The sequence below is a fragment of the Sphingomonas sp. IC081 genome (genome assembly GCF_006874585.1).
GTDB lineage: Bacteria > Pseudomonadota > Alphaproteobacteria > Sphingomonadales > Sphingomonadaceae > Novosphingobium.
This window is the reverse complement of the sequence record NZ_CP029762.1, coordinates 181,529-199,265: the sequence shown is the minus strand read 5'-3', so window position 1 is coordinate 199,265 and position 17,737 is coordinate 181,529. Positions and strand designations below refer to the sequence as shown.

At 63.3% G+C, this 17,737-nt stretch carries 13 protein-coding genes; 2 read left to right on the top strand and 11 right to left on the bottom strand.

The window, feature by feature from the left end:
* Positions 1 to 2 precede the first annotated feature (2 nt).
* Together DM450_RS19335 and DM450_RS19330 are read right to left on the bottom strand one after the other, a co-directional pair.
* The gene (locus DM450_RS19335) at positions 3 to 1,484 is read right to left on the bottom strand and encodes a sulfatase-like hydrolase/transferase (protein ID WP_142638310.1); all 1,482 of its coding nucleotides are present in this window, start codon (positions 1,482 to 1,484) and stop codon (positions 3 to 5) included.
* Between the two features lie 8 nt (positions 1,485 to 1,492).
* The gene (locus DM450_RS19330) at positions 1,493 to 4,246 is read right to left on the bottom strand and encodes a TonB-dependent receptor (RefSeq protein WP_142638308.1); all 2,754 of its coding nucleotides are present in this window, start codon (positions 4,244 to 4,246) and stop codon (positions 1,493 to 1,495) included.
* Positions 4,247 to 4,512: 266 nt separating this feature from the next.
* On the opposite strand from DM450_RS19330, the gene DM450_RS19325 reads away from it, so the two are divergent.
* Both DM450_RS19325 and DM450_RS19320 read left to right on the top strand, forming a co-directional pair.
* Positions 4,513 to 5,565, top strand: a complete 1,053-nt coding sequence (locus DM450_RS19325) for a LacI family DNA-binding transcriptional regulator (RefSeq protein WP_142638306.1) — start codon at positions 4,513 to 4,515, stop codon at positions 5,563 to 5,565.
* Between the two features lie 462 nt (positions 5,566 to 6,027).
* A complete protein-coding gene (locus DM450_RS19320; RefSeq protein ID WP_142638304.1) occupies positions 6,028 to 6,792 on the top strand; it encodes an IS6 family transposase in 765 nt (254 codons plus the stop codon).
* 106 nt (positions 6,793 to 6,898) lie between these two features.
* On the opposite strand, the gene istA is transcribed toward DM450_RS19320, so the two are convergent.
* From istA to DM450_RS19275, 9 genes are all read right to left on the bottom strand, one after another.
* A complete protein-coding gene (istA, locus tag DM450_RS19315) occupies positions 6,899 to 8,392 on the bottom strand; it encodes an IS21 family transposase (protein ID WP_142633904.1) in 1,494 nt (497 codons plus the stop codon).
* Between the two features lie 183 nt (positions 8,393 to 8,575).
* A complete protein-coding gene (locus DM450_RS19310; RefSeq protein ID WP_004212890.1) occupies positions 8,576 to 9,325 on the bottom strand; it encodes an HAD-IIB family hydrolase in 750 nt (249 codons plus the stop codon).
* A complete protein-coding gene (locus tag DM450_RS19305) occupies positions 9,322 to 11,823 on the bottom strand; it encodes a heavy metal translocating P-type ATPase (protein ID WP_004212886.1) in 2,502 nt (833 codons plus the stop codon). The genes DM450_RS19310 and DM450_RS19305 overlap by 4 nt, the downstream gene beginning before the upstream one ends.
* Positions 11,820 to 12,428 carry a cation transporter gene (locus DM450_RS19300; RefSeq protein WP_004212885.1) on the bottom strand — a complete coding sequence of 203 codons (609 nt, stop codon included), beginning with the start codon at positions 12,426 to 12,428 and terminating at the stop codon, positions 11,820 to 11,822. Before DM450_RS19300 ends, DM450_RS19305 begins: the two co-directional genes overlap by 4 nt.
* A complete protein-coding gene (locus tag DM450_RS19295; protein WP_004212882.1) occupies positions 12,425 to 13,111 on the bottom strand; it encodes a ZIP family metal transporter in 687 nt (228 codons plus the stop codon). The genes DM450_RS19300 and DM450_RS19295 overlap by 4 nt, the downstream gene beginning before the upstream one ends.
* A gap of 3 nt (positions 13,112 to 13,114) precedes the next feature.
* Positions 13,115 to 13,528 carry a hypothetical protein gene (locus tag DM450_RS19290; RefSeq protein ID WP_004212881.1) on the bottom strand — a complete coding sequence of 138 codons (414 nt, stop codon included), beginning with the start codon at positions 13,526 to 13,528 and terminating at the stop codon, positions 13,115 to 13,117.
* Positions 13,529 to 13,575: 47 nt separating this feature from the next.
* Entirely contained in the window at positions 13,576 to 13,953 is a 378-nt protein-coding gene (locus DM450_RS19285) for a hypothetical protein (protein ID WP_039396774.1), read from the bottom strand.
* The gene (locus DM450_RS19280) at positions 13,950 to 14,438 is read right to left on the bottom strand and encodes an SRPBCC domain-containing protein (protein WP_039396771.1); all 489 of its coding nucleotides are present in this window, start codon (positions 14,436 to 14,438) and stop codon (positions 13,950 to 13,952) included. Before DM450_RS19280 ends, DM450_RS19285 begins: the two co-directional genes overlap by 4 nt.
* A gap of 53 nt (positions 14,439 to 14,491) precedes the next feature.
* The gene (locus DM450_RS19275; RefSeq protein WP_039396767.1) at positions 14,492 to 17,737 is read right to left on the bottom strand and encodes an efflux RND transporter permease subunit; all 3,246 of its coding nucleotides are present in this window, start codon (positions 17,735 to 17,737) and stop codon (positions 14,492 to 14,494) included.

Here is a 17,737-nt window from a genome sequence, read left to right as displayed (position 1 = left end):
TGTCAGATGCCCCGGCGTGGGTGGCTGCGGCCCGATTGCTGAAGTTCGGTGAGCGTGGCCGAGAGGCGGGCCACGATCTCTGGATGGGCATCGTAAAGATTGCGCTCTTCGCGCGGGTCGGCATCCAGATCGTACAATTGCCCCTTCGGTCCGCCAGCCGCGGGTGCAACCGATTTGGGCGCGCTGAAACCGCCCGATCCCAAGCCCAGCACAAGCTTCCAGTTGCCCTCGCGGATGGTGAACATCCCTTCCAGCGAATGGTCGACGATATTGGGCCGGATCGGCGCATGCCCGGTCTGTTGCAACGCGGGTAACAGGTTGAAGCTGTCCTCGGCCGCATCGTCAGGAAGCGACAGGTCGAGCGCGCCGGCGACGGTCGCCATGATGTCGGTCAGCGATCCCGTCTCCCGGCTTACCGTGCCGGGCGCGATGTGGCCGGGCCAGCGAATGACGAAGGGTATGCGGTGGCCCGCTTCCCAAGCGTCGGCCTTCTCGCCGCGCCAGTCGGCATTGGCGCGATGGGCGAAGCGGGCTGCATCCTCCGGCTTCCAGTCGGCACCATTGTCGCTGGTGACGATCACGATCGTATCGTCTCCGTCCGGACGCGCATCGATCGCATCGAGCAAGCGGCCGATCATGGCATCGGTTTCGACGACGTAGTCTCCGTAATCGCCGGCGTTCGAGGTGCCCTTGTATTCGGGCAGCGGCACCCAAGGCGTATGCGGCGACGGCAGGGGGAAGTAGAGGAAGAAGGGCTTGTCCCTCTTCGCTACCTTCACATAGTCCACGGCCCTGGCAGTGAGTGTCGGCACCACCTCCTCCATGCGGAAGTGCGGCGCGATACCGCCTGCGCGCCAGAACACGCCGCGCGGTTCTTTGCTGCCTTCGGTGTGGCCGCTCGGCGCCTCCACCACATGATCGTTCTCAAAGTAGAGATAGGGCGGAAAGTCGAGCGAGGAGGGAATGCCGAAATAGCTGTCGAAGCCATGATCGATCGGCCCGGGGCGCAACGGTTTGCCGTAATCGGTAGCCTCGCCCGATCCCAGGCCGAGGTGCCATTTGCCGATCCCGGCGGTGCGGTAACCTGCCTTTTGCAGCAGGCCCGGCAGCGTAAGGCGGCCTTCCTCGATCAGGTCGGTGCCGCTGCCGTCCAGCACGCCGGACTTGAGGCGCGAGCGCCAGCAATAGCGGCCGTTGAGGATCGAGTAGCGGCTTGGCGTACAGACCGCGGAGGAGGCGTGCATGTCTGCAAAGCGCATGCCCTGCGCCGCCAGTCGGTCGATATTCGGCGTCGGGATCGCCGACCAAGGGTTGTAGATTTGCGCGTCGCCGATCCCGAAATCATCGAGCAGCACCAGAACGATGTTCGGCCGGCGCCGCGGCACGGGCAGCGCGGAACCGCGCGATGTGGCCACTAACAGGGCGCCGGTAGCCGCGCCTTCCAGCAGGAAGGCACGGCGCGCGAGCTTGCGTGATCCGCTCATCCGCCGGCTCACATCGCGAACCGGATGCCGCCGAAGATGCGCTTGCCTGCATCCAGATAGGACGCCGGCAGTCCGTTGGTGTAGCGGACCCGCTCATCGGTATCGAGAATGTTAACCGCTTCCAGCACGAGCGAGAATCGATCGCTCAGCTGCAGATTTATGCTGCCGTCGAGCGTGCCGTATGCGCGTGTATACTGGCTCATCGCCGGCACGACCGCCGCGCTCGAAAGGAAGCCGCTGCGCCAGGAGTAGGACAGGCGGATGCCGATCGGGCCCTTCTCGTAGTAACCGGTCGCGTTGTAATTGTGCTTGGACGCGCCAGTCAGCTGGGTCGGATCGCTGTTGTCGATATAGGTGTAGTTCAGCACGGCCCCCAGCCCGTCGAACGGCGCGGGCAGGAAGCGGAACGCCTGCTGGTAATAGACTTCGAAACCCTTGACCGTGACGCCGGAGCCATTGACCAGCTTGCTCACGGTGAAATCCAGATCGGAACTCACCCGTGTGCCGTTCGAATAGACGAAGGTCACCGGCACCGCCTGGACGGTGGTCTGATTGCGGATCAGCGACTTCAGATCCTTGTAGAACAGCGAACTGCCGATCAGCGAATCCTTGCCGAAATACCATTCCACCGTGGCATCCAGATTGTTTGCGCGGAACGGGTCGAGGTCGGGATTGTTCTGCGTAATCGTCCGCGCCGTTCCGCTGGCGGTGGTCGTGGGTGAGATCTGGCTGAGATTGGGCCGGGTCATCGTGCGCGAGGCCGAGAAACGGAACAGCAGATCGTCCGTCGCCTGCCATTTGAGGTTCAGCGCGGGGAGGAAATCCCAATAGTCGCGTTTCACCGTGATCGGAGCAGAGGCGGGCACGCGGGTGACATTGCCAGCATCGGGCTCGACAGTGATGGCGGTCAGATCCGGGCTGACACCAACGGTCGCCTGCCGCGTCTGCACTACGCGGAAGCCGACATTGCCGGACAATTGGCCGAACACGAAATCGCCGCGCGCATAGCCTGCAAATACGCGTTCCTGAACATCGGTAATGCCGGTGGCATCATTGGTGTACGTGCCGGCCGCGATCAGCTCATCATCGGAAAAGTTGGAGATGAACGACCGGGTGTCGGACGCCAGCCAACTCGTCGCGAAATTCGCGCCCCCGCCGTAGCTGCCAAGATAGCTGCCCTTCCCCGCCGTGATCAGCTGCATGAAGGGCGCGGCACTGTAGGAACCGGCGATCGGGCCGGCGCCCAGCGGCGAACCGGTCAACGCGGCATAGAGGTTCGAAACCCCGGCCGCCTGAATGGTCAGCGAATTGTTGTCCTGATAAATCTTGCGGTCGCTGTAGTGGAAGCCGCTCTGGAAGGCGGTGAGCCCCTGATCGCCGAACTCGCGCCGCACATTGCCCTTGATGTCCCACAACCGGTCCGAGCTGTGGCGGCCAAACGATCCGTTGATGCTGGCCACCCGGTAGCTGTTCGGATCGAGCCGAGCCGTATCGAAACCATTGTAATAGTTCATCGACCACAGCGTATCGCCGGGGTTCGAGATGAACTCGCCCTCGCCCGTGGCGATATCGGCAATGTTCAGGTTGTTCAGATGCTGCTTAGAGGAGGCATAGGACCCGTCGAGCGAGGCGGTCCAGCCATCGGCATCGTACTGTGCACCGCCGACCAGCGAGTACGTGTTGCTGACGCGATCCTCGAACCGGCCGCCGCCGCGCATGTCAAGGTCGGTCACGCGCATCTGCGTCACCGTTGGCAGCCCGTCGATAACCTCGGTCGTCGCGCTAACGACGTTGCGGGCGTTGGCGAAGATCTGAAGGAATTCGTTGGTTATCGCCTGCACCTTGAGGCGGGTGTAGAAACCGTCGAGCGAAAAGGTCAGCGCGTCCGACGCACGGAACTGCAGCGATCCGATTGCCGCAAGCCGCTGATTATCCTCGTCATACTGGTAGTAGTTGATCTGGTTGGGGAAACGGACAGTCAGGTTCTTGTCGATCACGCCATCGCCATTGAGATCGGCCGGCGCAACGCCGCTGCCTTCCTTGGCCGTCGTATAGCTGGCGCTGGCGCTTTGGGTCTGCGGCTGGCGGCGGTTGTAGGAGACACCCAGCGAGATGCCGAGCCGGTCATCGGCGAACGTGTCCGAATAGAAGGCAGACAGGCGCGGCGATGCCTTGCCGGAATTGGTCTCATATTCGGCCTGCGCGGCGGCGGAAAAGACCCGCTTGCCGATATCGAACGGACGCGGCGTGCGAACGTCGACAGTGCCCGCCAGACCGCCTTCCTCCAGATCGGCCGTCGGCGATTTGTAGACCGACAGGGTCCGCACGAATTCGGGCGGAAGGATGGAAAAGTCGAACGTGCGGCTTCCAGCGGAATCGCCGCTGGCATTGGGCAGAACGCGGCCGTTCAGCGTCGTCTGCGTGAAGTTGGAGGGCAGGCCACGAATGTTCACGCTGCGCCCCTCACCGCGTACCCGGTTGATCTGCACGCCGCTGATGCGCTGAACGGATTCGGCAATGTTGACGTCCGGGAAATGCCCTACATCGTCGGCGCTGATCGCATCGACCACGCTGTCGGCATTGCGCTTGACGCCTAGCGAGCGATCAAGGCCGGCGCGGATGCCGGTAACGACGATTGCCTCTTCCGCCGGCGCATCGGCCGCCAGTGCCGCGCTATCGGCTACCTGTACTTGCGCGAAGGCCGGCGCCGCCGCCAGACTTCCTACGCTCAATGCCACAATCGAACTCAAGGTCGACTTCATGTCTTTGCCCCTCTGACGAAATCTCGGATTCGCGGCCCTCCACGTGGGAAGGCTCAAACCTCCGGTTCGTCCGGTCGGCAAAGCTGAGGGGGAAGATTTGTGCGCGACATGGCGCCATGCACCGCCCCCATGTCAGCGCTGACATCAGTTAGCTGCACATTGTCTACCAAAGAAGTAGAAAATACATTGCCGGCTGATATTTTTTCTATGGACAACATCGCCAGGCGGCGCGTAGCGCCGTGGTTGTATGAGGCTAGGAGGCGCAGATGCGGCCGGTGACGCTGGATGACGTAGCTGCACGGGTAGGCGTATCCGGTAAGACTGTGTCGCGCGTGGTGAACGGCGACGCCCACGTCAGCCCCGAAACACGCGAGCGGGTAGAGGAAGCGGTGCGGCAACTGGGCTATCGGCCGAACCTGGCCGCCCGTTCGCTCGCGACATCGCGGTCCAGCCTGATCGCCCTGTTCACCCCCACCTCCGGCCTGTCTCACTTCTTCAGCGAACTGACCCATTCGGCGATCCGCGCCTGCCGAAAGCATGACCACAATCTGGTCGTTGAAGAGTTCGACATGCATGCGCCCACGGTCGTCGACACTTACCGCCGGGGCTTGCGAGCATTGCGATGCGACGGCATGATCCTGCCTTCGCCGGTCTGCGACGATCTGCCCCTACTCGACGCGCTGGACGCCGACGGCGTGCGCTACGTCCGCATTTCGCCCGCGAAGGAGATAGAGCGCGCACCTGCGATCATCTCCGATCACGCATCGGGCGCGCGCGCGGTGGCGCAGCACTTCTGGTCGCTCGGGCACCGCCGCTTGGGTATCGTCACCGGCCTGCCGCATCAGGCCTCCTCCCCGATCCGCCGCGACAGCTTCGTCGCCGGAATCGTCGAGAGCGGCGGCAACCTGTCCGACATCACGATCCTTGAAATGCAGAACCTGAGGCGGGAGATGGGGCCCGGTCTGCATTCCGGTATGGACCTTGGACGCGCGGCGGCGGCGAAACTGCTCGGCGGACCCGACCGCCCGGCGGCGATCTTTTCCTATAACGACGAACTGGCTGCGGGATTGATTTCGGGCGCACGGGACCTCGGTGTCGCCGTTCCGGGCCAGCTATCGGTTGCAGGGTTCGATGACAGCGAAGCCGCCCGCCTCTGCTGGCCCGCCATTACTACCGTGCGCCAGCCGATCGCCGATATCGCTGCCAAAGCCGTGGCTATTCTCGTTTCGCCTGATGTCTTGGAAAACAGCACGATCCTATGCCCGGTCGAACTGATTGTCCGCGGCAGTACTGGTCGGACAGAAATCACAACCGGCTGAAAAACCTAACGCTGACGTAGACGGCTTAGCGCCTCCCGCCGGCAAAGCCGCCGTTCGCCAGCCCAATTCGGGCCTTGCGAACCTGCCTTACAGCCATCTGCCCACCCGTGGACCTGAACGGATCGCAGAACTTCGGCCGACGCTGACCACGGGAGCCGGACTGACCCTCTCGTTGCGACATTTCATTGAGACATGAAAAGTAGCGTCCTCAGAGCCTTGGCAGGGATCGTTGCTTACTCGGAATCTGAAAACTTCCAGCCCCGTCCAGTGCGCGATGATCTCCACACGGCCCTTTGCTTGCCCCCCTTCTGAAGCCCAGAAAGGATCTTCTTAACTCAATTCCATCATCCCTCTTCGCAAATGCTACCACACGCCGGACGGCAGGTGCTTGCAGTCGGGCTCTGTTGCAAACTCTGGCGCATTCGCCAAGATTGGGCTGCTGGATTGGCAGGATCGGTTGCGATGAACGATTTCAAGGGGCGGCACTTCACCGGAGAGGTCATCCTATGGGCGGTGCGCTGGTATTGTCGATACGGCATCAGCTATCGTGATCTCGCGGAAATGCTGGCTGAGCGTGGGATCGATGTCGATCATACGACTATCTATCGTTGGGTGCAGCGCTACGCGCCAGAGATGGAGAAACGACTCCGCTGGTTCTGGCGGCGTGGTTTTGATCCGAGCTGGCGCCTCGATGAGACTTACATCAAGGTGCGGGGCAAATGGACCTACCTGTATCGGGCGGTCGACAAGCGGGGCGACACGATTGATTTCTACCTGTCACCGACCCGCAGCGCCAAGGCTGCGAAGCGCTTTCTGGGAAAAGCCCTTCGCGGTCTGAAGGACTGGGAAAAGCCGACGAAACTCAACACCGACAAGGCACCAAGCTACGGCGCCGCAATCGCTGAGTTGAAACGAGAAGGAAAGCTCGCGGCGGCAACTGAACACCGGCAGGTGAAATACCTGAACAATGTGATCGAGGCTGATCATGGCAAGCTCAAGATATTGATCAAGCCCGTCCGTGGTTTCAAATCGATGCCCACAGCCTACGCCACGATCAAAGGCTTCGAGGTCATGCGCGCCCTACGCAAAGGACAGGCCCGACCGTGGTGCCAGCAACCAGGGATCATGGGCGAGGTGCGTCTTGTCGAGCGAGCTTTCGGCATTGGACCGTCAGCGCTGACCGAGACCATGGAACTACTCAACCAACACTTGGTCGCGGCCGCCTGATTGCCATGAAGCGGCGGATCTCACTCGCTCGCGGACAATCTTTGCAACAGAGCCAACTTGAGTGCCTTGAGATGATGAGCGAGAAGAAGCTCCGGGGCCTGATCGCTCATGCGGCTTCCTGCCTGTCGGAGAGCAGGCTCAGATAGGCTCTGGCAAAAGTCTTCTCGACCGTTGTGCGTGGCAGGAAGGGATAGACGTCCAGGTCGAGCCTGGGCGGTACGCGTTCGACCCGGCACAGGACGAGGTGCTTGACGGCATCGAAGCCGATGGCGCCAAGGGCGATGGCCTGTTCCACCGCCGCCTGGAGATCGGCGATGGCGAACGTTTCCAGCAGGCGCAGCACTTGCACATATTCGCGCCTGCCATGTTTGTGCATGCGCCCTTCCATCAGCCGCTGCAGTGTCGTGAACGCTTCGGGCAAATCCCAGCCCTGCAAAGGCGCGGCCTGGTCGAATGCGTTGATCTTCTGCTCGATCAGCGGGAGATAGTGGAGCGGGTTGAAGATAACCTCCTCGCGGGCATAGCAACGAGGATGACGGGCGATGACTTCGCTGCGGCAGCCGACCACCACCTCATCGACATAGGCCCTGATCCAGACTTCCTGATGGCCCCAGGCCACCGGAACCGAATAATCGTTGGTCCTGTAGCGCACCAGGGATTGCGAGGAGACCCGCCCGCCCGCCTGATCGCAGGCTTCGAAGGGTGTAGCGGGCAGAGGCTGCATGGCCGCGAGATCGCGTTGCAAGCGCTCACCGATCGTCTCGCTCTGTCCGCGCACCTTGTCCTGCTGGCGCTTGCGGCATTGCTCCTCCAGCCACATGTTGAAGGCCTCCCAGGTCGGGAACTTCGGGATCGGCACCATGAAATTGCGGCGGCAGTAACCAACCAGCCCTTCCACATTGCCTTTCTCGTTCCCCTTGCCCGGGCGGGCATAGCGGTCGCGGATCACGTAATGCGACAGGAAAGCGCTGAACAGCGTAGCACGCTTGCGCGTGCCGTCTGGCAGGATCTTCGCCACAAGACAGCGGTCGTTGTCGTAGACGATCGATCGCGGCACCGCCCCGAAGAACGCGAAGGCATGAACGTGACCGTCCACCCAGGCCTCCGCCACTGCCGCCGGATAGGCCCGCACATAGCAGGCATCACTGTGCGGCAGATCGAGCGCGAAGAAGTAGGCTTTCTGCAGGACCCCGCCGATCTCCACCAGAGCTTCCCCGAAATCGGCCTGCGCATCTCCCGCCGGGTGCGCCAGTGGCACGAACATTTCCCGGCTGCGCTGCTCGCGCTCGCGGATGTAATCCTTGATGATCGTATAGCCGCCGGTGAAACCATGCTCGGTGCGCAAACGGTCAAATACCCGCTTCGCCGTATGGCGCTGCTTGCGTGGGACACTGCGGTCCCCTTCAAGCCATCCATCGATGATCGCCACAAACCCGTCCAACTTCGGGCGCTGCGGTACAGACTGACGCCGGTAACCCGGTGGCGATGAAAATGACAGCATCTTGCGCACCGTATCGCGCGACACATTGAAACGCTTCGCCGCCGCCCGTTGGCTCATGCCATCCGCGCAAGCCAAACGGACCTGAAGATAAAGTTCCACGCTGTAGATCCCCACACCTCCCTGACTTGGCAGAAAGGCTTCAAGGTGGACGACTTTTACGCCGCCCGCAGCGGGACTATCCCGCCGCTAGCGTGGCCGAATATTGCTCCGCCGTTCTCACGACAGAAGCCAGAGCTTTGACAATGCGGCATTCCGCGATGGAGCCGACCATGTATCTTGATCCTATCGGTGCAGACACGCGATGATGGCGGTCACGACGGCGGTGGTTTCCGCGACGTCGCGCACCCTCACTGTGTCGAGGCCGATTTCAGCAGCGGGATAGTCATTCCCACCGGGGAATATCGCATCCCCAATGAACAGCATCCCGTCGAGCGGGACACCGCTCTCGGCACTCAGGCGCTTCAGGCCATAGCCCTTGTCGATCCCTGCTCTGGTCACGTCGATCGATGTCGTGCCACCGAGATTGATCGAGAGCTCCGGCAGCTTCGCGCGCAACGTGGCCTGCAACGCGGTCCTCTTCTTTCGGTCAGGATCCCACGCTTCCTTTTCCTTCAGCGGCGCTGCCTGCCCCAGGCCCGAAAAGGTGATCTGGCTGCCCCGGTCCTCGATCCGTTCGCCCCAGATACGTTCGTCGGCGAGACCGGCATCGGTCAGCGCCTGATCGAAGGCCGTGCGGATCTTCGCCTTCTCCGCGTCGTCGAACAGTTCGGCATAGACCGCGCGCCAAGCGCCATTGATGAACCGATAGAGTTTCGTGCCTGTGGTCGGCATCAACCAGAGACGGTCGAGCGCGACGCCGGCAGGAAGGCGCGAGGCGATCTGCTTTTCGAACTGCGGCCAGTCCCCGCCCGAGATCACCGCCACATCCGTGATGGCGAGCAATCGGGCGAGGATTGCGGCCATATCCTCCGATAACGGCCGCTTGCTCTCGGCAAGCGTGCCGTCGAGGTCGAAGGCGATCAGCCACTTCATGCCGCCTTCCCTGCCGGATCGCGGTAGGCGAGCAGCCTGAGCGCATTGATGACGACGAGCAGCGTCGATCCCTCATGAACCGCCACCGCTGGCCCAATGCCGAGGCCGAGGATGGTAGCAGGCACCAGGAAGGCGACGACACCCAGGCTGACGAAGACGTTCTGCCGGATGATTCCACGGGTATGGCGGCTAAGACCGACTGCGAATGGCAGGTGCGCCAGATCGTCGGCCATCAGCGCCACGTCGGCTGTCTCCAGCGCAACGTCCGACCCCGCCGCGCCCATCGCGATGCCGACCGTGGCGCTTGCCATCGCCGGCGCATCGTTCACGCCGTCGCCCACCATCGCGACCTTGTCTTCGCCGGCGAGCTTCTTGATCGCGGCAACCTTGTCTTCGGGCATGAGGTCGCCCCACGCTTCGTCGATCCCGACTTCGTCGGCGATCGCTTCGGCGACTTTCTGGTGATCGCCGGAGATCATTATCATCCGCGACACGCCCATCTCGTGCAGCCGACGCAACGCGGTCTTGGCAGCTTCGCGAGGCGTGTCCATCAGGCCGATCGCGCCCAGGTCGCGGTCCCCCTTGCGGACCACCATTGTCGTGCGGCCGTTCTCGCGCAGCTTCGCGATTGCGTCCTGCGCGCCCTGCCCCAGCGCCGGAATGCCCTCACTTCCGAACATCTCGGCCTTGCCGATCCACACCGTCTCGCCATCCACGCTCGCGGTGACGCCCCGACCGGTCAGGCTCTTGAGGTCGCCGGCAGTCGGCACGGCACGATCGTTCAGACGTTCGCGGCCGTCCTTGACGATCGCTTGGGCCAGGGGATGGTCGCTCAACGCTTCGACGGCGACAGCCAGCGCCAGCAACTCGCCTTCATCGGCGCCATCGACGGGCACGACATCAGTGATGCGCGGACGACCTTCGGTCAGCGTGCCCGTCTTGTCGAAAGCGATCGCTTTGAGCGACCCGAGGTTTTCGAGCGGTGCACCGCCCTTCACGAGCACGCCGCCCCGCGCTGCACGGGCAACGCCCGACAGGACCGCGCTCGGCGTTGCGATCGCGAGCGCGCACGGGCTTGCCGCCACCAGCACCGCCATCGCGCGATAGAAGCTGTCGCGGAACGGCTCGTCGACGACCACCCATGCGAACAGCAGGAGCACTGACAGGACCAGGACGGCGGGCACGAAGATCCGTTCGAACCGGTCGGTGAAGCGCTGCGTCGGCGACTTCTGCGTCTCCGCTTCGCTCACCATCTTCACGACCTTGGCAAGCGCGCTTTCATTGGAACGGCGTGTCACCTCGATCTCGATCGCGCCGCCGCCGTTGATCGTACCAGCAAAAACCCGGCTTTCCGCGTCGACTGCATCGGGCTTGGCGCGTGCCGCTGCGGCATCTGCGACCGGCACCTTGTCGACCGGGATGCTTTCACCCGTGACCGGGGCCTGGTTGATCGCGCTGGTGCCCTTGATGACGAAGCCGTCGGCAGGCAGGCGCTCGTTCGGGCGGACGATGGCAATGTCCCCGACGACCATCTGCTCGACCGGGATTTCGCTGGTCTGCCCGCCGCGTCGCACGGTCGCGGTTTCGGGCGCGAGCTTCGCCAGCGCCTCGATCGCCTTCTTGGCGCGGCCCATTGCATAATGCTCAAGCGCATGGCCGAGGCTGAACAGGAACAGCAGCAGCGCACCTTCGGCCCATGCGCCCAGCGCAGCGGCGCCGGCCGCAGCGACCAACATCAGCGTGTCGATCTCGAACTTCTTCATCCGGAGGTTGTCGATCGCCTCGCGCAGCGTGAAGAATCCGCCGAAGAAATAGGCTGCGATATAGCAGGCGGTCGGCAGCCATTCGGGCGCGCCAGCGACCAGCCTCTCGATCGCGTAGCCGATCCCCAGCAGCGCGCCACAGGCGAGCGCGAAGATCAGCTCGGTATTGGGGCCGAGAAATTCGGCGTGGCTATGGTCGTGGCCATCGCCGGGGCCGTGCTTCTCTTCGCCCGCGCCGTGGCCCCCGGGGCCGTGGTCGTGGCCGGCATGTTCATCGGCAGCGACCCGCTTGCCCACCCTCACCTTCAGCTTGCGAAGCGCAGCGCGCACCTCCTCTTCGGTGGTTTCGCGGCGATCATATTCGACCCGGACAGACCCGCTGGTGCTGGCGCTTGCCTGGACCACGCCGGGCAAGGCGCACAGCGCATCGCTGACCGTGCGCGCCCGACGTTCGTGGTTGATCCCCGTCACCTGCCAGATCGCATGGCCGTAGCGCTCGGTGATTTCGGCACCTGCGGCGCGCACCATTTCGCGCAACCGTGGCAGCGGCAGCTTGGCGGCATCGAAATGGATGCACAGCGCCGCTGGCGTGTTGCCGTCGAGACAGATCACATGCGCCCGCTCGACACCTTCGCGCTTTGACAGGGTTGATACGAGACGGTCCAGGCAGGCATCGGCCGCGTCAGGAAGGTCCGGCAACAACACTGGAATGTCGAGTTCGAGCTTGTCGTTCATGACGACCTCCTTTCGCTTTTCTTGGTTTCGGCGCGCGCGTCGCGCAGGATTTCGACACCGCCCTTGATGGCGATGATGGCGGTGGCGAAGCCGACCAGCAGGTCCGGCCAATTGGTACCCAACCACAGCACCAGCACGCCGGCGATCAGGATGCCGCCGTTGGAAATGAAGTCGTTGAAGCTGAAGGTGGTTGCGGCCCGGAGATTGACGTCCGGATCCTTGAGGCGCTGGAGCAGCCGCAGGCAGAGGTAATTCACGACGCCGGCGATCGCGGACATGACCATCATGGTAGGTCCGATGGGCTCGCTGCCCTGCACGTAGCGCCGTCCGACATCGATCAAGATGCCGCCCGCGAAGATCAGCAGCATGACGCCCGAAGCGACCGCGGCGCGTGTCTTCCATGTCTGGCCCCGGGTGAGCGCCACAAGGCTCAGCGCATACACAGCCGTATCGGACAGGTTGTCGACGCCGTTGGCGATCAGCGCGCTCGAGTCCGCGAAGAAGCCGGAAACGAAGAAGCCCGCAGCGATCGCCGCGTTCAGCAGCAGGACGATCCACAGTGTGCGGCGCTCCTGCCCGCCATTGTTGTCGTTGCCCGGGATCATCCCATCATCTCCTCAAGTGTCAGCAGGGCCAGGAAGCCGACGAAAAACATCGAGCTGATGAGCGGGGTGTCGGGTTTCTCGTGCGCCTCGACCAGCAACTCCTCCGTGACGAGGTAGAGCAGCGCCATCAGCCCGAAGCTGAGGAAGCCGGCGATCATCACCGGCGACAGCGCGGCGACCGGCACGGCAGCGAGCGCGCCGATCGGCAGCAGCAGGGCCAATGCCGAGACGATCACGATGATGCGCAAGCGCGAGCGATAGGTTTCCGCCAGCTCGTCGGTCAGCGTCAGTCCCAGAAATAACACTTCCAGAGTGAGCGCGATCGTCAGCAGGAGACCTGCCTTCTCGCCCGCCACGAAAGCGAGGCCGAGCACCAGGCCGTCGACCAGAATGTCGATGCCGATCGCGGCGAGTAGCGCCATCGGCCCCTTGAAGCGGGCCTCAAGAGCCTTGAGCCCCAGCATGGTCGCGACGCCCGCCGCCCCGCCGATCAACGTCGCGCTGGGCGATGCCTCATGCTTGACCTGCGGCAGGATTTCGGTCGCTGCCGCCGCGAACACGACGCCGGCAGCGAGATGCTGTAGGCCCGCCACGAGGCCAGGTTTCAACTTGGTGCGGCTCGCGACAATCGCGCCGAGCACGACCGCCAGCACAGGCGCAAGCGTATAGAGCAGTGCCTGCATTTCCTAGGACTCCTCCGGGGTTCGGTGGCAGACGCGGATCTTCCCGCGTCGCGTGAACGCGATCGATCCGCCCGCCACGACAGCCCGCGAATGGTCGCCGCGAAACTCGTCACCGGTTCGCTGTGCGCGCAGGATCTCGGTCCTGCCCTTCGGCAGCCAGGTGACGGCCATTTTCAAGCCGTCATCGATGAAGTCGACATCGGCGCGTGTGCCGTCGTCGCAGTACATGATGCGCTGCGCGATTAGTTTCGACGTCAGATGCTTTTCATGCGCCGGCTCGGTAGGCTGGGTCGGCGCTGGATTACACGCCCCTATAACCGCCCCGGAGACGAGAACGACGCCGAGGCGCGCGATCGCCAGACCGGCCCGATTCAGGCCGCACAAGGTTGTCACATTTGAAATCGACGTGTCAGACATCGGTCTCTTCCGACGAAGCGCCCTGTGGCGTTCGAAGGCAGGGCAGTTCATCGCGTGCCTTCCCGCTCGCAGATCCGGGTACGGCCATCGCCTTCCACGATGGTGAGCTGCGACCCCTTGAAGGTCGCGGTGGCTGTTTCGCCGACATATTGCAGGCCCTGCGCTGGCGCGGTCAGCATCATCGGCGGTCCCCCGTTGGAGCGCCGCAAATCGATCTGCAGGCCGTTGTCCTTGTAATCGACGAACAGCGGTTCCCCGTCGGAACAGCGATATCTATGCCGCCCCATTTCCCCGGTCGCCACGGCGCTGTCGGACGAATGGAACTGCTGCTCCGTTGGCGGGGCTGGCGGCTTTCTTTCCGAGCACGCCGCGAGTCCGACAACGAGGATGACGGCGGGCAGCACCCGCTTACAGTGCATCATCATCCCGCCTTCCTCCTGTAGCGGAAGGGGACGCGCTGACGATTGATAGCCCGGGCAGGCTGACCTACCCGCCAGCGGAGATAGGTTGCGAGGCGATCGTCAGATTCGACCATCAGGGATCGCAGGCGGCGCAACATCATCGCCGCGAACGGCAGGGAGAGCGCCCCGCGCAGCGTGCAGCTATGCGTTAGCCTGGTGCCGCCATCGTCCCCCGCCAGCTCGTACCGCTCTTCGAGCGTGAACAGATAGGGGATGCCGCAGGACCAAGCGAAGGCGTGCGGTTTATCGAATCGATCAATCCGTGCTGGCGTCCGAATTGGCCGGGTGATGCCCTGGATCGCAAAGGTGCATTCTGTGTCGCCGAGCCGGGACGGATCATCGAGAAATACGAGCGGACTCCACGCCCGGCGATGATCCGGATCGGTGAGTGCCGACCAGATGCGCAGTGGCCCGCCGTGAAGCATCGAGCTGGTTATGGTGCGAGGCATATCCCCATCTCCCAGAGATGGGCGGGGCGATCGCGGATCGCCCCGCCCATCCATCAGGCCAAGTTGTTCACGAAGGTCTGACCGTGGTCGTCCCCTTCATGCTCCTCATTGTAGTGCTCGGGTTTCTCGATCACTTTCTGCCCGAACCGGGCATAGAGTGTCGGCAGCACGAACAGCGTAAGAAGCGTCGCCGAGATCAGACCGCCGATGACGACCGTCGCCAAAGGCTTTTGAACCTCTGCGCCGGCGCCTTCGCCCAGCGCCATCGGCACGAAGCCGAGGCTGGCGACTAGCGCGGTCATGATGACGGGTCGCAGACGCTGCATCGCGCCAACATGCGCGGCTTCCTCGCGGCTCATCCCTGATCGGATCAGATCTTGGATCGAGCTGACCATGACGAGGCCGTTGAGGACCGCGATGCCCGAGAGGGCGATGAAGCCCACTGCCGCCGAGATCGAGAAGTCCATGCCCCGCAGGAACAGCAACAGGACGCCGCCCACCAGCGCGAAAGGCACGCCGGTGAACACGATCGCGGCGTCGCGGACCGATCCCAACGCCCCGTAGAGGAGCAGCAGGATCAAGATGAAGCAAGCCGGAATGACCAGCTTCAGCCGTTCGCTTGCCGATTGGAGGTTCTCGAACTGGCCGCCCCATTCGAGATAGGTGCCGGCAGGCAGCCGGAGTTGGCTGCCGATCGCCGCCTGCGCATCCGCCACGACGGATCCGACGTCGCGGCCACGCACGTTGGCTTGCACCACCACGCGCCGCTTGCCGTTCTCGCGGCTGATCTGGTTCGGACCATCGACCACCTTGATCTCGGCGACGCTGGACAGCGGTACATAGCCGCCGCCTGCCACCGGCACCTGCACCTGTTGGAGCAGGCCGATGTCGGCACGCTGCGCCTCCGACAGGCGGATCACCACGGGGAAGCGACGGTCGCCCTCGAAGATCTGGCCCGATGTTCGCCCGCCGATCGTCGCAGTCACGGTGTCCTGCACATCCTGAGCCGTAACGCCCAACCGCGCCATCGCGTCGCGGTTGACGCGAATGTCGAGCATGGGAAGACCGGTCGTCTGCTCCACCTTCACGTCCGCTGCGCCTTGCGTTCTGCGCAGCACCGCCGCGATTTGCTCGGCCGTCCGGTTCATCTGGTTGAAGTCGTCCCCGAACACCTTCACCGCGATGTCGCCGCGCACGCCGGCGATCAGCTCGTTGAAGCGCATCTGGATGGGCTGGGTGATCTCGTAGGCATTTCCCGGAATCTTCGCGAGATTACCCTCGATCCGGCTGACCAGCTCCTCCTTGGGAAGCTCAGGATCCGGCCAATCCTTGCGCGGCTTCAGGATGACGAACATGTCGGTCGCGTTCGGCGGCATCGGGTCGGCCGCCAGCTCGGCGGTGCCCGTCTTGGAATAGACGAATTGCACCTCCGGCTGCTTCGACATCATCCGCTCGATCGGCACCTGCATCGCCTGGCTCTGCTGGACCGACGTTGCCGGAATGCGGAGCGACTGGATCAGCAAATCGCCTTCGTCGAGCTGCGGCAGGAACACCGAGCCGAGCGTAGTGAAAGCAAGCGCCGCCACCACAAGGCTTCCCACACCCGCACCGATCGTCAGCGCCGGGCGCTTCATGGCCCGGTCGAGACCGGGTTCGTAGCGCTTCTTCAGCCACGTGATGATGCGGCCGTCCTTCTCCTCGACCTTCTTCGACAGCCAGATCGCAATCATCGCCGGCACGAAGGTGAGAGAGAGGATGAAGGCGAAGGCGAGCGCGATGATGACGGTCAGCGCCATCGGTCCGAACGTTTTACCCTCCACGCCGGTCAGCGTGAGCAGCGGTACGTAGACGAGGATGATGATTGCCTGCCCGTACACAGAGGGACGGATCATCTCACGCGCAGCGGCTGCCACGGTCGCGAGCCGTTCCTTGACGCTGAGCAATCGGCCTTCATGATGCTGTTGCTCGGCAAGCCGGCGCAGCGCGTTTTCGACAATGATGACGGCGCCGTCGACGATCAGACCGAAGTCCAAAGCCCCAAGGCTCATCAGATTGGCCGAGACCCCAGCGCGCAGCATACCAAAGCCTGTCAGCATCATGGTGATCGGGATGACCAACGCCGCGATCAGGGCCGCACGGAAGTTGCCGAGCAGCAGGAAGAGCACGACGATGACCAGCACCGCGCCTTCGGACAGGTTTTTCGCGACCGTCTTGATCGTCGAATTGACCAGCTCGGTGCGGTTCAGCACCGGCTGAATTACGACGTCAGGAGGCAGCGAAGCGTTGATCGTCTTCAGTTTCTCAGCGACCGCGGTCGACACGATGCGGCTGTTCTCGCCGATCCGCATGATCGCCGTGCCGACGACGACTTCGGTACCGTTCTCCGATGCCGAACCCATGCGGATCGCCTGACCCGTCTTCACAGTCGCAACTTGTTCGACCGTGATCGGCACGCCGTTACGTGTCGCGATCACGGTCCTGGCCAACTCGCTGGCATTGCGAACGAGCGCATCCGAGCGAACAGCCAGACCTTCGCCATTGCGATTGACGAAGCCACCGCCGACGCTGGTGTTATTGCGCTCCAGCGCATTTCCCAGGTCCGTCAGCGTGATGCCGAGCGAGGCCAGCTTCTGCACGTCGGGCACGACGAGGAACTGCTTGGCGTAACCGCCAATCGAGTCGACACCGGCGAGGCCCGGTGTGGTCTTCAGAAGCGGCGTCACGATCCAGTCCTGCGCGGTGCGCAGGTAGGTCGCCTTGTCCTCTTCGGTCGTCAGTCGCTCGCCCTCTGGCGTGATGTAGCTGCCATCGGGCTGTTGGCCCGGTTCACCGGGCTTGTGCTTGTCGTCCTCGCGATGATCGAGACGAACGGTGTACATGTACACCTCGCCCAGGCCTGTCGCGATCGGACCCATTTCAGGGTTCACGCCGTCGGGCAGATTCTCTTGCACGCCCCGCAGACGCTCGCCCACCTGCTGGCGGGCGAAATAGATGTCCGTCGCGTCCGAAAAGACCGCCGTGATCTGCGCGAAGCCGTTGCGGCTCAACGAGCGCGTATATTCCAGGCCGGGGGTGCCGGCGAGCGCGGTTTCGATTGGAAACGACACCTGCTTCTCGACCAGCTCGGGCGAGAGGGCAGGCGCGCGGACGTTGATCTGGACCTGATTGTTGGTGATGTCCGGCACCGCGTCGATCGGTAGCCGGTAGAGGGAAAAGGCGCCGATGGCGGCGACGATGACGGTGAGGAGCAGGACTAGCCAGCGCTTCTCGACCGCCCAGGTTACGATACGGGCGATCAT